12 protein-coding genes are annotated in these 15,328 nt (G+C 37.2%); 4 read left to right on the top strand and 8 right to left on the bottom strand.

Going from position 1 to position 15,328, the window contains the following annotated elements; translation table 11 throughout:
• Positions 1-38 precede the first annotated feature (38 nt).
• The 8 genes from murC to gyrA form a co-directional block, all read right to left on the bottom strand.
• Positions 39-1,385 carry a UDP-N-acetylmuramate--L-alanine ligase gene (gene murC, locus CBG49_RS09040; protein ID WP_088594239.1) on the bottom strand — a complete coding sequence of 449 codons (1,347 nt, stop codon included), beginning with the start codon at positions 1,383-1,385 and terminating at the stop codon, positions 39-41.
• Positions 1,382-2,227, bottom strand: coding sequence for a hypothetical protein (locus CBG49_RS09035; protein WP_088594238.1), 846 nt, complete (start codon positions 2,225-2,227; stop codon positions 1,382-1,384). The genes murC and CBG49_RS09035 overlap by 4 nt, the downstream gene beginning before the upstream one ends.
• A complete protein-coding gene (gene murG / locus CBG49_RS09030; RefSeq protein ID WP_088594237.1) occupies positions 2,224-3,303 on the bottom strand; it encodes an undecaprenyldiphospho-muramoylpentapeptide beta-N-acetylglucosaminyltransferase in 1,080 nt (359 codons plus the stop codon). Before murG ends, CBG49_RS09035 begins: the two co-directional genes overlap by 4 nt.
• Before the next feature lie 9 nt (positions 3,304-3,312).
• On the bottom strand, positions 3,313-4,524 hold the full coding sequence (locus CBG49_RS09025) for a metallophosphoesterase (RefSeq protein WP_088595298.1): 1,212 nt from the start codon (positions 4,522-4,524) through the stop codon (positions 3,313-3,315).
• Positions 4,525-4,568: 44 nt separating this feature from the next.
• Positions 4,569-5,285, bottom strand: a complete 717-nt coding sequence (locus CBG49_RS09020) for a copper homeostasis protein CutC (protein WP_088594236.1) — start codon at positions 5,283-5,285, stop codon at positions 4,569-4,571.
• Between the two features lie 130 nt (positions 5,286-5,415).
• Positions 5,416-6,636: an alpha/beta hydrolase gene (locus CBG49_RS09015; RefSeq protein ID WP_088594235.1), complete on the bottom strand. Its 1,221-nt coding sequence runs from the start codon at positions 6,634-6,636 to the stop codon at positions 5,416-5,418.
• 15 nt (positions 6,637-6,651) lie between these two features.
• Positions 6,652-8,991, bottom strand: a complete 2,340-nt coding sequence (locus CBG49_RS09010) for a hypothetical protein (RefSeq protein WP_088594234.1) — start codon at positions 8,989-8,991, stop codon at positions 6,652-6,654.
• Between the two features lie 107 nt (positions 8,992-9,098).
• Complete coding sequence (gyrA, locus tag CBG49_RS09005) at positions 9,099-11,612, bottom strand: DNA gyrase subunit A (protein WP_088594233.1); 2,514 nt, start codon at positions 11,610-11,612, stop codon at positions 9,099-9,101.
• Between the two features lie 394 nt (positions 11,613-12,006).
• Between gyrA and CBG49_RS09000 the strand changes: the two genes are divergently transcribed.
• The 4 genes from CBG49_RS09000 to CBG49_RS08985 all read left to right on the top strand — a co-directional run bounded on the left by CBG49_RS09000 (position 12,007) and on the right by CBG49_RS08985 (position 15,324).
• Positions 12,007-13,491: a cellulose synthase family protein gene (locus CBG49_RS09000; protein ID WP_034555524.1), complete on the top strand. Its 1,485-nt coding sequence runs from the start codon at positions 12,007-12,009 to the stop codon at positions 13,489-13,491.
• A gap of 104 nt (positions 13,492-13,595) precedes the next feature.
• Complete coding sequence (locus tag CBG49_RS08995) at positions 13,596-13,952, top strand: MmcQ/YjbR family DNA-binding protein (protein ID WP_088594232.1); 357 nt, start codon at positions 13,596-13,598, stop codon at positions 13,950-13,952.
• A gap of 1 nt (position 13,953) precedes the next feature.
• Complete coding sequence (locus CBG49_RS08990; RefSeq protein WP_088594231.1) at positions 13,954-14,373, top strand: VOC family protein; 420 nt, start codon at positions 13,954-13,956, stop codon at positions 14,371-14,373.
• Positions 14,374-14,376: 3 nt separating this feature from the next.
• The gene (locus tag CBG49_RS08985; protein WP_088594230.1) at positions 14,377-15,324 is read left to right on the top strand and encodes an NAD(P)H-dependent flavin oxidoreductase; all 948 of its coding nucleotides are present in this window, start codon (positions 14,377-14,379) and stop codon (positions 15,322-15,324) included.
• Positions 15,325-15,328: the final 4 nt, after the last annotated feature.

The raw sequence follows: 15,328 nt of genomic DNA, 5'->3' as shown, positions 1-15,328 counted from the left end.
AAAGGTGAGCCTCATTTTTTTGTTATTTTCTTCAGTTTTTACTTTTTCATAGCTTCTTTGATATGAGCTACTTCAGCTCCTATATCACCTGCTCCTACAGCTAATAATAATTGAGGACGTTTCTTGAGTAGAAGAGGAATAAGTTCAGTTTTGCTTACTAAAGTTTTTTTAGAAGTAGTTATTTTCTCTAATAAAACTTGTGAAGTAATCCCCTCTATAGATAATTCACGTGCAGGATAGATATCTAATAGTATCACCTCATCAAATTGTGATAGACTTTTTGCAAAATCATTCATAAAATCACGTGTACGAGAGAAAAGGTGAGGTTGAAAAACAATAGTTTTAGGAGTATTAGGATACATTTCAGCTACTGCTTGATATAGCGCATTGATTTCGGAAGGGTGATGTGCATAATCATCAATGAAAACAAAGTCTTTTTCTTTAATGATATATGAAAAACGACGTTTTACCCCTTTAAAAGTAGCTAAGTGAGGTAACAATTTTTCAGGAGCAATTCCAGCTTTTACAGCCATAGTAACAGCTGCCAAAGCATTGAGTAAGTTGTGTCGCCCTGGTTTCATAAAGGTAATATCTTTATAAATACCTCCTGCATATTTGAAATCAAAATGATAAATACCATCTACAATATGAATATTTTGGAAACTGTAATCAGAATTATCATCTAAACCATACGTTTCACCAGCTATGTTTAGTCCGTTGCGTACAATGAGACTGCCTCCAGGTTTAATTTTTCCAGCAAATTCGTGAAATCCTTCTATAAGATGTTGCTCATCACCATAAATATCGAGGTGATCGGCGTCCATAGAGGTAATACAAGCAATGTTAGGTGAAAGTCGTAAAAATGAACGGTCAAACTCATCGGCTTCAACTACTGTATATTCACTACCTTTGAGTACCAAATTACTATTGAAATTTTCGGCTATACCTCCTAAAAAAGCACTTACCGAAGCTCCACTTTCTACCATAATATGGGCTAAAATACTTGATGTTGTAGTTTTACCGTGAGTACCTGCAACAGCTAAACAAAAGGAGTTTTTAGTAATGAAGCCTAACACTTCTGATCGTTTTACTACTTGATAGCCATTTTCTTGAAAAAATGTCAGTTCTTTATGATCTTTAGGGATAGCAGGTGTATAAACCACCAAAGTAGTTGTAGTATTTTTGAATGAAGCTGGTATAACTTCTACCTCATCGGTAAAATGTACTTTTATACCTTCTTTTTCAAGCATTTCAGTAATATCAGTAGAGGTACGGTCATAACCAGCTACTACTTTGCCATTGGCATTGAAATAACGTGCAAGGGCAGACATTCCTATACCTCCAATACCTATAAAATAAACGTTTGTTATTGGTTGTAAATTCATAATTTCTTTGTTTCTAATAATTTACCATTTTTATAAGTGCTCACAGTGGTTTCTTTTATACTGCGATCTTCACATATTTTTTGAGAGATTACCCCTTTTTCATATAACTCTTTACAGTTACCTTTTTCAGTAACATACCATTTTTCAGTTATTTTTCCTTCAGGGTCATATTTGGTAGTAGTTTTACTGTTTACTTGTTCGAGTTTGAGTTTGCCATTTTGATAATACTCTTTGGTAGTGTTTTTAATAGTATTTATTTCTTTACTAGGGTTGCCATTCTTGTGATAATTAGTTACTATTTGGTCAGCGCCTTCTTTTAAATTAGTGTATATTTCTATTTTTTGAGCAATATTTCCAGCATGGTCATACACCAATCCTTCTATAGTATTACCTTTGAAGATATTTTTTTTGCGTAATCTTCCTTCAGGAGTAAAAATATGAATTTCAGCAAGTTTTCCATTGTTAAAAATATAAGTAGAAGGAATGTTACGCTTTTTATTTACAAATTTACCTTCACCTACTAATTGACCACTATTACCTATTTCAAACTCGAAATGTTGTTCGTTGTTATCAATGATGTAAGTACCTTTTTGTAAAGCTATCTTTCTCGTGATAAATGCCTGACGTATCATATCAGCATTGATAGCAGCTGAGTTACCTGATTTGAGATTGCGTTGTAATTGTTGATATACTTCATAGTTTGTATATTCTTTGATTTCTACAATACCTTTTTTGAAATCATCACTTTTAGTATCTATAAATACAGAGGGTTTTAAGATAGTTTGTGCTATAGAAAGCACTCCTCCTCCTAAGAGAGCTATAAAGGTTAAAAATTTAGTCATCTGTTATTTATTATTAAATCTACAATTTCTTTGGTTGCATTGGGTTGAGCTAGCGCTTTAATATGAGACGAAAGATTTTGCTGTTGAGTTTCATCAGTTATCAAGCTGCTAAAAGTATCTGCAAATTTACTATCTAATTCATTTTCCTTTATTAAAATAGCAGCTTGTTTATCAGCTATAGCACGTGCATTTTTAGTTTGATGATCTTCGGCTACATTAGGTGAAGGGATGAATATAACAGGTTTGCCTACTACACATAATTCACTTACAGAACTTGCACCTGCTCGTGAAATAATTATATCGGCAACGGCATAAGCTTGTTCCATACGATCAATAAAAGCTAAAACGTGTACTTGTGAACTATTATACTTTTTGTATTCTTCATAGTAAAGTTTGCCACATTGCCATAACACTTGTACCCCTAATTTTTCAAATAAAGGCAACTGAGCTTCTACTAACTGATTGATGCGTCGTGCTCCTAAACTTCCTCCTAATATCAAAAGTGTTTTTTGATGAGAATTAAGTTGGAAATACGATAAACCTTCTTCGCGATGTTGCTCTATATTTAATAAACCTCCACGAATAGGATTACCCGTTTTTACGATTTTCTCCTTTGGAAAGAAAACTTCCATACCATCATAAGCAACACATATTTTCTTTGCCTTTTTGGCAAGCATCTTATTGGTAATGCCTGCATAGGAATTTTGTTCTTGAATAAAAGTAGGGATTCCCATTTGTCCTGCTACTTTTACTACAGCTCCACTGGCAAACCCCCCTGTACCTATGACAGCATCAGGTTTAAAACGCTTAATGATTTGTCGGGATTTCCATAGACTATGGATAAACTTTAGTGGAAAAATCAAATTTTGCCAAGTGAGTTTACGTTGAATTCCTGAAATCCACAAGCCTTTAATAGGATAACCAGCTTGAGGTACCTTTTGCATTTCCATACGATCTTTAGCCCCTACAAAAAGTATTTCGGCTTCAGGTAAACGTTTTTTTATTTCATCGGCAATAGCGATGGCAGGGAATATATGTCCGCCAGTACCACCTCCTGAGATAATAAATTTTTTCATACAATTTAGTTATTTAGTTTTAAGTTCAATAACTGTGATTTCAGGCCATACTCCTAAACGACCAGGAAAAGCGTGATAACCAAAACCTCTATTTACATTCAGGTATTTACCATCCTCTTCATACATTCCTCCCCAATATTTGTAAATATATTGTGAAGGGCTCCATTTTAGCCACCCAGGTATTTCAATACCACATTGCATCCCGTGTGTATGACCACTGAGAGTAAGTTGAATATCTTTATTTTCAGGTAACACAATCTCTTGCCAATGAGTTGGGTCGTGACTCATTAATATTTTAAAATCTTCGGTATTTACACCTTCCATAGCCTTATTCAAATCGCCATATTTAGAAAATCGACCGTGTCCCCAGTTTTCTACCCCTATTAAAGCTATTTTTTCGCCATTACGTTCTAAATAACAATGTTCGTTAAGCAATAGTTGCCACCCCATTTGTTTTTGTAATTGAAATAAATGCTCTAAATTTTGTTGTTTAGCTTCAGGAGTTTCCCAAGAGGAATAATCACCATAGTCGTGGTTACCCATAATAGAAAATACTCCATCAGGTGCTTGGAGAGTAGCAAAAAGTGATTTCCAATTGTGTACCTCATTTGCCAAATTATTCACCAAATCGCCAGTAAAAAGGATTACATCGCTTTTTTGTGAGTTGATAAGCTCTACTCCATAGCGTATTTTCTCATAGTTATCAAAGCTACCGCAATGAATATCGGATATTTGAGTAATGCGATAGCCATCAAATGCTTTAGGGAGGTTATCAAAATACAGTGTGTATTTCCAAACTTTGTAGTTATATTTTCCTTTGAAAATACTATAGAGGATAGAAGCAAAAGGAATAGCTGCCAATCCCCAACCTAAAGTACTTACAAACTTACGACGAGAAGGAATACGTGATGCATTAGTAGGTTTGCGAAATATAGCTTTTATAAGTCGTGTAATATCTTCTAATAACAAAGGAAGAGTTACAAACAAACAGATAATAAGCCACGTAAGTAGCCCTGCAACAGCATATTGTTGAGGGGCACTCCATACAACTTTTCCTCTACAGAACCAATGGTACAACAAGTGAATTACCACTCCTATTGTGATGAGCCAAAATAGCCATTCTACCCAACGGGGAACTTTGAGGGTTTTTAAACTTCTACTTGCATAAAATGTTAGTAGAAAATAAATGATAAAAATACCAATAAGAATTATATAAACCATATTCATTTGTCAATTTACCAATTTGTTAATTGACAACAAACTGGCTAATTATTCATAATTTTTTTAATGTTTTCAACATTAGAAATAGGGCGTTTTGTTTCGTCTAAAAACGCCTCTGTTTTAAATGAGAAAGGCAAAGATGTACACAAATCCTCAAAAACTGTACCTGAAAAGTGCACTTGGGTAAAACCAGCAGCTTTTATCTGTATAATGCTCTGTGGATTGATACCACCCCCAGGCATAATTGTGGGTTGACCTGCAGCTATGCGGTTGAGTTCTTTAAGCAGTTCTAATCCTTCAATAGCTGATTTTTTACCCCCTGAGGTAAGAATACGTTCAACACCCAAGCGTTTTAGGGTTTTAATTGCAGCAATGGGATCGGGGGCACAATCAAAAGCACGATGATAGATAAATTCCATAGTACCTGCAGCTTCTTTGAGGCGTGCAGTACGTTCTTCATCAATTGTGTTATCGCGATGTAACACCCCTGTTACTACTCCTTGGCAACCTAATTCACGACAGAGGTTGATGTCGCGTAACATCACATCAAACTCCTCATCGGTATAAGTAAAATTACCACTGCGAGGACGTATCAGCACACAGTTACCGATAGAGAGTTCGTCCATTACTTTTTTAATTAATCCATAGCTGGGGGTTACCCCTCCTACACCTAATTCGCTACACAACTCTATACGGGTAGCACCTGCTATTTCAGCATTTTTAGCCGACTCAAAAGAGCTGGCACATATTTCATAAATCATAGTCTTTGTTAATTTAGAGCGCAAATGTACAAAACAATTGATAATTAGCAATGAAGAATGAGTAATTAATATAAAAATATCCGAGAAAAGTATTATACTTCCTCGGATATTTATATTTGAAGATGTTTCTTTAGTTGTTAGTTTTGTTAAGATCTTCTAATACTGAATCAAAGAACAACAACATTTCGTGAGCGTGGTATTTGCCGTATTTGTTGAAAGTTGCTTGTGTTTTAGTATCAGGTTTCCAATCGAAAAAAGCGTGATTGGCGTCTCCTACTTGTATGTACTCTACTCTCTGACCAGCTTTGGCAAGAGCGCGTTCATAAGCCTTTACTTCTTCATCTTTGATGAGCATATCTTCTGAACCTCGCAATAACAATTGAGGTACAGCTCTTTTAGCAGCCTCGGGAATATTATTGATAGGAGCTATTTCGTTCAAAAAAGGATAGTTCTTAAACATAAAAGCAAGAGTTTCTGGACGAAAAACTCCATAACTAGGGGCAACAGCTTTGATAGCTTTAGCCAACTCATTACGCACTTGAGTTACTGTTTTTCCTTTAGGCATATAGGTAGGCATAAACTCATACACACCTTGTATTTTACCAAAACCTTTGTCACCTATACGTTCTACAAAGTTAGCTGCTGAGGCAGATAGATGTCCTCCCGCACTATCACCTGTAAGGAATAACTTACTGCTATCGCCTCCGTATTTAGCAGCGTTTTCAGCAATGTGTAACAAAGCTCCATACACATCTTCTATAATTTGGTGCAATTGAGTAGGAGTACTATCTCCGTCTAGTTTGTCTATCCAGCGATAATCAATGTTGAAAACCACATATCTGCCACTGTTTGCTAGTTCGCGTGCCAAACCTCTCATCACCGATTCAGTATTGGAGCTCCATCCACCTCCGTGGATAATTACAACACAAGGTAGGTTTTGCTTACCTTTAGGACTATATACATCGTATTTCAGCGGTTTTACTCCCGGTTTAGCATAAACAATATCTTGCACTACTTTCAGATTAGCTTCCGCTTTTTTAGGTACAAAACAAGCTCCTACATTCATATCTTTGTCTACTTTCACTTTGAACTCAGGTGTAGATTGTTCATAAAACATAGCCCCCCACTGTTCTGGTAAGGAGTAATAACCACTATCAAAAATATAGCCAGTGGCAGGGGTTGCTTTGAGTGTAAGAACCGTGCCTGCTTTTACCATTCCGTCCTTAGGTAAAGTAGGGCTAATAGTATACGAACCATTACGTGCCTCATCAGGCGTTACTTTGAATTTGTTTTGTGCTTGTAGCCCTATAACAAATAAGGTTATAGCACTGAATAGTATGTATTTTTTCATATCTGTTTATTTTAACTATAAAAACAATTCATTTACTTTCCCATATTCTGCCCATTGTATATCATACACTTCATCGGCGAGAGCTTTGTCGCTTACTACTTGCAATCCTTGAGCTTCGGCTTTGAGGGTTACCAGGTTGCCGATAGTAGTTTTAGCATTTAACTTATCGAGTAGAGTTTTTACGGTATTGAGAGATAGGTCATTAGCAAGCTGTCCTTGGAAAGGGAGTTCCATCCAGATAATCTCTTTAGCCTCTACATCTAAGATACCAAAGAGGAGTCCTTTTTGTAATGATTGAGCGATACGCACCTGATGAATCACGGTAGAAGGGTCATAGGCTACCCCTGTACGCTCAGATACTTTCATTTTATGCTTACTATCCATCCAACCTACTACTAAATTAGGAGATAGTGCCCCATTAGAATAAGCATTGCACACAAAACTTACGTATTTAGCTTTCTTTTGGCGCAAGATATTTACATCGATATTGATATACTCGGCAGTACCTACTTTATTAGGAATACTACGAATATCACCACTGTGCTGACACCCCGTAGCGGTAAGTTTACCAAAAAAGCACATCTCATTTTCCATTCTACATTCTTCGTCAAAGATAATATAGCAAGACAAGTCCATATCGAGATGCTGGGCAGGGAGGTCTTTACCCCATTGCATAAAGAGGCGTACTTCGTTGCCTTCTAAAGGAAATTTTGTCCCCATTAGGGTAGCATTGAAGTCTTGTATATTATTGCTTCTATCACCTATAGGCAAAGGGATATAATACAACTGTTTATCTATAAATATCGTTTTATGAGGATTGGGTTGTGTAGCGAACTTTCTGCGTATTGTCCACAAACAAAGGTCTTCTACAGCTGTTTTCATCTGAGCTAATTGCTCTTCGTTATAACCTAAATTTACCCATTGATTTTTAGGAGCATTTATATAATCGCCTGTAATGATTTTTACAGGGCGTGTACCCTGTGGTGTAAAGTAAAGATCAGCATAATTATTAAGGGTAAAGAGCAAACGTATAGGCACTTGGTCTATTACTTCTTTGAAGGCTACAATCGTATCTTCTGCACCCACCCATAACATAGTAGCGAATAGTGAACGCGCAAACTGAGAAGGGCGTTCTTTTAGATATTCTAAAACAGCATCGGTATCTACATTTAGGTAAGCCTGTTGAACCTTGCTTTGCCACACTTCGTATTTCTGATGATAGAAGGTGTCTAATAGTGTAGCAAGCTTTTCAAAGCCTTTTTTCTTGCTATACTCGGCTAAACGCAAGGCACGAATAAAGCGCACCCACATTTCGCGCTTAGGGTGCATTAATTCACAAGCCTTCTCAGCTGAAAGAGACAAATCATTTAGCCAGCGTGCTACTCGGGCACATTCCTCACGAGAGTACTTGAGTTTGAGAGCTTGTTTTGCTTCAGCTTTAGTTTGCTCACTCTTATCTAATTGACGCATTATATGCTGGTTGTTTTTAGCATTTTTAGCAACAATTGTTTTAGGAGGGATTATCTGTAAGAAGCCTGTTTTTTTATACCATAAATAGCGAAGAATATCGGTAGGAGTGCGGAAACAGCCTCCTGCTTCTTTTTCCTTTCCTTCAGAAAGGTAGCTATTGACTACTAAGATAAGGGTTTCCTTCATCTCAATAGTTGTTTCTTTGGCTACAGAGAAATAAGGCAGTAGAAGCTTAAGAGAATCTGCTTGAGTAGCATCTAAGGCGGTTTTAGAGCTTAGCAAGTTTTGAAAAAAGGTGTTGGCTTCCGCTTCACGCCAAAGATCAAGGATTTTGAGTTTGCTACCTTGTCCTTGATATTCTATTTCTCCAAGTTCAAAAGGGGTACCACAGAAAGGACAACCATTATAACGCCACAAAGGGAAAGTACCATAAGGAATATAGTGTCCACAAGCTAAAAATCGCTCGTGTTTAGGTATGTAAGAATCGTTATATCTTTCATCTTCGTCTTGATAGTAATCGTAATAATAGCTAGAGTACTCATCATCATATTTTATCAGGTCTGGATACTGATTGTAGAAATCTGTGATAATATGATCTATCGCACTCTCGCCTGTAGGTACTTCCCAGTTTTTGATAAGAGGTGCCCAATTGAGATTGACGTTGAGTACTTCCTTAATAATGCGTATCACCTCTTGGCGAAACTCGCTATTAGTACCATTGATTGCGTGAAGGAGGTTTTCAGTAACGCCAAAGCCGTGCTTGCGAAGAGCTGCTACTAGTTCTAATGTTCCTGGTTGTATAGCTCTTTGTGAGGCCATATTATCAGGAACATAAAGGGCGTTTTGCTTAAGGGCAACTTTTTGTATGTTGATTGTTTTTCCCATAGTATAAAATAAAAAAAGAAAGGTAATCACGGAAGTAAGTTCTTACCAAAAGAGAAATGAAGTAACTTCCGTTTGACCTTTCTTTATTAAATTATGAACACAGATTTTTATTCTTCGGTAGGAGGTGTTACTTCCTCAGTAGCATCGGTTTCATCATCATCTTCTTTCATTACTTTGGTAACGGCAGCAATAGAGTCTTTACCTTTGATGTTGATGAGTTTTACACCTTGGGTAGCACGTCCAGAGATGCGCAGTGTATCGATGGAGAGGCGTATTGCAATACCTGATTTGTTGATAATCATTAAGTCTTCGCCTTCCAAAACACTCTTGATAGCAACTAACTGACCTGTTTTCTCAGTAATAGAAATAGTTTTTACCCCTTTACCTCCACGGTTAGTAATACGGTATACTGCTTCGTGTGTTTCGGGGTCATCGATGTATGAACGTTTTCCATAACCGTTTTCAGAGACAACTAATACGGTTTCTTCACGTGGGTTTTCGATAGCTATCATACCTACTACTTCATCATTTTCGGTGTTGAGGTCGATACCTCGTACCCCTTGAGAATTACGCCCTACGGCACGCACTTTCTCTTCCCCAAAACGTATTGCACGACCTGATTTCACTGCTAACATCAGCTGGCTACTGCCTGAGGTAAGTTTAGCTTCGATAAGCTCATCGCCTTCTTTAATAGTAATGGCATTGATACCATTCTGACGTGGGCGGGAGTATTCTTTGAGCAAGGTTTTCTTTACAGTACCTTGTTTGGTAGCCATAATGAGGTAGTTATTATTAATATACTCTTCATCTTTGAGATTTTGAACGCTCACAAAGGCTTTGATCTTGTCGTCTTGTTCTATATTGATAAGATTTTGTACAGCACGACCTTTGGCAGTTTTGCTACCTTCAGGGATTTCGTAGACACGCATCCAAAAACATTTACCTTTCTGGGTAAAGAACAATAGGTACTGGTGGTTGGAGCTTACAAATAGGTGTTCTAAGAAATCTTGGTCGCGAGTGGTAGAGGCTTTTTGACCTACCCCTCCCCTACTTTGTGTTTTATACTCACTGAGAGAAGTGCGCTTAATATAACCTGCGTGAGAAATAGTAATGACCATTTTATCATCGGGGATCATATCTTCTACACTAAACTCACCTCCTGCATACTCAATAGTAGAGCGACGGGCATCGCCGTATTTTTCTTTTATTTCAAGAAGTTCTTCTTTGATAATTTCAGTTCGGCGTTCTTTACGAGCTAAGATATCTTCTAAATCACGTATTTCGGCTAATTTTTGTTCGTATTCTTCTTTAGTTTGTAAGATTAACGCTTTGTTGATACGACGTAGAGCTAAGGCTAAGATAGCTTCGGCTTGAATATCTGTAAGATCAAACTCAGCTATCAAATCTTCTTTAGGTTTATCGTGAAAACGGATGATTTCAATAGCTTTACCCATTGTATCTTCGGTAGCCATCACTTTCATAAAACCTTCCAAGATATGGATACGTTCTTTAGCTTTACGTAACTCGTAATCAGTGCGACGATATACCACATCATGACGATGTTCTACAAAGTGATAAATAAGCTCTTTAAGGTTTAATAGCTGAGGGCGACCATTTACCAAAGCAATGTTATTCACACTAAAAGAAGTTTGTAATTCAGTATGTTTAAACAAGTTGTTTAGTACTACATTAGGTACAGCATCACGTTTTAGGATATAAACAATACGAATCTTACCACGAGCTGATTCATCGCGTACATCAGTAATACCCTCTAACTTACCTTCTTTTACTAAATCGGAGGTTTTTTTCAGTAAGATAGATGTATCTACTTGATAAGGTACTTCGGTAACGACTATACATTCTTTGCCCTTTACCTCTTGAAACTCAGCTTTAGCACGTATAATCACACGACCGCGTCCCGTTTTAAAAGCCTCTTTTACTCCTTCATAACCATAGATAATACCACCTGTAGGGAAATCAGGAGCTTTGATATGTTTGATAAGTTCATCTATTTCAATATCATTATTATCGATATAAGCGATGGTACCATCAATTACTTCACTAAGGTTATGAGGAGCCATATTAGTAGCCATACCCACAGCGATACCCGCAGAACCATTCACTAATAAATTAGGAATACGGGTAGGGAGTACGATAGGTTCTTCACGAGAATCATCATAAGTAAGTTGGTGGTCAACAGTCTCTTTATCGATATCAATAAGCATATCTTCTGAGAATTTGCGCATACGGGCTTCGGTATAACGCATTGCGGCAGGTGGGTCACCTCCCATAGAACCAAAGTTACCTTGCCCATCAACGAGCATATAGCGCAAACTCCAGTACTGAGCCATACGCACCATAGTATCATACACAGCGGTATCGCCGTGAGGGTGGTATTTACCAAGTACTTCCCCAACAATGGCAGCTGATTTTTTATAGGGACGATTGCTGAGTACGCCCATATCGAACATACCATAGAGCACGCGACGGTGAACAGGTTTCAACCCATCACGCACATCGGGTAATGCGCGCGAAACGATTACTGACATCGAATAATCGATGTAAGCAGATTTCATCTCTTCGCTGATATCAACAGGAATCAATTTTTCTCCTTCTGTCATAATTATTTACTATATAAAAGTAAGGTTTTTATTACAATTAGCGGGCTAAGATACAAAGTTTTTTTGAGATAGCAATAAAAAAAGTTGATGTTTTTTTTCTATTTTTTTTAAGTTTTTGATATTCAATATGTAATTGATAATTGTCTATTAGCAATTAGCTAAAATATTTTGGCAAATTGGATGGAAGTTAAATGGCTATTTCTGCAGAATATACAAAGAAAAATGAGGTTCTGTTTTGAAATAGATAATAGCCTGATTTACAAGAGTGGTTATTTTTTTACACTTTAAAAATCAGTTAATTAAAAACGTTTTCTAAAAAATAATTCTTTTTTTTCTTGGCGTATTCAAAAAAACGCGTACTTTTGCAAAATAAAAGAACATAAAACAATAATTTATGGCAACATTTATTAATTACACAATTATTATTATCTATTGTACAGCTTTGATAGGCATTTTTTTATATAGTCTTTCAATGCTTAGTTTGCTGCTGAACTATTTAAAACACCGCAAACAAAATGACGAGTCTCCTAAGTTCAACCTTCTTGACCCAAAAGAGATACCCTACGTAACCATCCAACTACCACTTTACAATGAAAAGTACGTAGTACCTCGTTTACTTGAAAACATTGCTAAACTTGAGTATCCGCGCACCAAACTTGAAATACAAGTGCTTGATGACTCTACTGACGAATCGGTAGCTGAAACCGCTGAAATTATTAGAAATTTACAAGCTACAGGCTTAGATATTCAGCATATACGACGTGAAAATCGTCAAGGTTTCAAAGCAGGAGCCCTAAAAGAAGGGTTAGCTATCGCTAAAGGTGATTTTATAGCTATCTTTGATGCTGACTTTTTACCACAACCTGACTGGCTTAAACGTACTGTAATATACTTCAAAGACCCTGAAATAGGAGTAGTACAAACCCGTTGGGGACATATCAATCGTAATTACTCTATCCTTACTAAAATACAAGCTCTTGCTCTTGATGTTCACTTCACTCTTGAACAAGTAGGGCGTAACTCTAAAGGCTACTTTATAAATTTCAATGGTACTGCAGGTATTTGGCGCAAAGCTTGTATATACGATGCTGGCAATTGGGAAGGCGATACACTTACCGAAGACCTAGACCTTAGCTATCGCGCTCAGTTAAAAAATTGGAAGTTTAAATATTTGGAAGATGTAGAAACTCCTGCAGAGCTTCCTGTAGTTATCTCGGCAGCGCGCTCACAACAATTCCGTTGGAACAAAGGAGGTGCTGAAAACTTCCGCAAAAGTGTAGGTCGTTTACTCGCTGCTAAAAATATTGGATGGAAAACTAAATTCCACGGAGTAATGCACCTCTTGAACAGCTCAATGTTTTTATGGGTGTTTATCACTGCCATTTTCAGTATCCCAATGTTATACCTCAAAAATCAATACGGTCATTTAGGATGGATATTCCACTTCACTAGTTTCTTTATAACAAGTACTATTATTTTGTTTATCTGCTATTGGTTTACTTATAAGAACTTGCAAGGGAAGACTTTTGATGACTTTTTGAACTATGTAAAACTATTCTTTACATTCTTCTCAGTGGCTTTAGGATTTTCTTTCCACAATACTATTGCTGTACTTGAAGGACATAGTGGCAAACGCAGCGAGTTTGTACGTACCCCTAAGTTCAACATCAGTTCGCTAAGTGATAGCTGGAAAAACAATAAATATATCAACACTAAACTATCACCTAATATGATAGTAGAGTTTTTACTAATGTTGTACTTTGCTTTTGGATTATATAGTGCTGTTCGTCTCAATGATTTTGGGATGTTTCCATTCCACTGTATGCTTACTTTAGGTTTTGGATTTGTATTTTTCAAATCGCTTACCTCAAAAGCTTAATTAGTATTAGTATATTTGTAAATTAGCAAATGAATGGAATGTATAAAATAAAGGGTTGTCTTGAATAATAGGCAACCCTTTTATCTTATCTCTTACCTAAAACAATGAACTTAGAAACTTTCAGAGACTTTTGTTTGTCCTTACCACATACTACTGAAGATATGCCTTTTGGCGAGGACATATTGGCTTTTCGCATTTGTGGAAGGATATTCGTGCTTACGAATTTAGAAAGCGTTCCTTTGAGGGCAAGTCTCAAATGCAACCCTGAGCGCGCTTTGGAGCTTCGTGAGCAATACCCTGAAAAGATTGTAGCAGGCTATCACTTAAACAAAAAACTTTGGAATACAGTTTTGGTAGAGAGCCTCCCTCCTACTCTTATTGAAGAAATGGTACAACATTCTTACGAAGAAGTACTCGCTAAAGTTCCTAAAAAAGAAAAAGAACTTATAACAAATCAATAGTATGAGACAAAAATTTACTTTGATTACTTTGGGCGTTCGCGATTTTCAAAAAGCCCTTAGTTTCTACGAAGGCTTAGGTTGGCAAAAATCAGATAAAAGTATGAACAACTATGCTCTTTTTCCTTTGGGAGGCATAGTATTGGGGCTTTACCCCTTAGAAGAACTTTCAGAAGATACTACTTTGCCTTATGAGCCAAGTTCGTTTGCAGGAATGACTATCAGCTACAATGCTACCTCGGAAGCGGAAGTAGACGCTGTATTAGCCAAAGTTAAAGAATTAGGAGCAACTATAATAAAACCTGCTCAAAAAGTATTTTGGGGTGGCTATAGCGGTTACTTTAAAGATTTAGACGGTTATGTGTTTGAAGTCGCTTATAATCCTTTTTGGGCGTTCGATGAGAATAACAATCTTAAATTGTAGACAATGAAAACACGTATTACAGAACTTTTTAATATTCAATATCCTATTATTCAGGGAGGAATGATATGGGCAAGTGGTTGGCGATTGGCTTCAGCAGTGAGCAATGCAGGCGGTTTGGGACTATTGGGCGCAGGCTCTATGCACCCCGAAACCCTTACAGAACACATACGTAAGTGTAAAGCGGCTACCGATAAACCTTTTGGGGTGAATATTCCTATTATGTACCCCGAAATGGACAAAGCTATTGAAGTGATTTTGCGCGAAGGGGTAAAGATTGTATTTACTTCGGCAGGAAATCCTGCTACCTATACGTCTTTATTGCAAAAAGAAGGCATAAAAGTAGCTCACGTAGTGAGCAGTAGTAAGTTTGCCCTTAAAGCCCAAGTTGCCGGTGTAGATGCTGTGGTAGCTGAGGGCTTTGAAGCGGGTGGTCACAACGGACGTGAAGAAACTAGCACAATGGTGCTCATTCCTGCTGTACGTAAAGTATTAGATATTCCTCTCATTGCTGCAGGGGGAATTGCTACAGGTAGCGGAATGCTTGCTGCTCTTGCCTTAGGTGCCGAAGGGGTACAGATAGGCAGTAGATTTGTTGCTACTACTGAAGCGTCTGTACACCCCGCTTTCAAAGAGAAGGTTGTGGCAGCTGGTGAAGGAGATACTGAGCTTACATTGAAAGAATTAGCCCCAGTAAGGTTATTAAAAAATGGCTTTTATCAACAAGTTAAAGAGCTATACAATACCCAACAAGCTACTGTTGAGAACCTAAAAGCCTTAGTGGGAAATCGTCGTACCAAACAAGGAATGTTTGAAGGAGATATGGAACAAGGTGAGCTTGAAATAGGACAAGCAGCTTCACTCATTACTAAAGTACAAAGTGTACAAGAAGTTATTGATGAGATTATAACAGAGTATCACAAAGGTATAGAAAGACTTACAGCTTTAAAATAAAACA

This window comes from Capnocytophaga endodontalis, assembly GCF_002209445.1.
GTDB classification, from domain to species: domain Bacteria; phylum Bacteroidota; class Bacteroidia; order Flavobacteriales; family Flavobacteriaceae; genus Capnocytophaga; species Capnocytophaga periodontitidis.
This window is presented reverse-complemented; position numbering and strand designations above follow the sequence as displayed.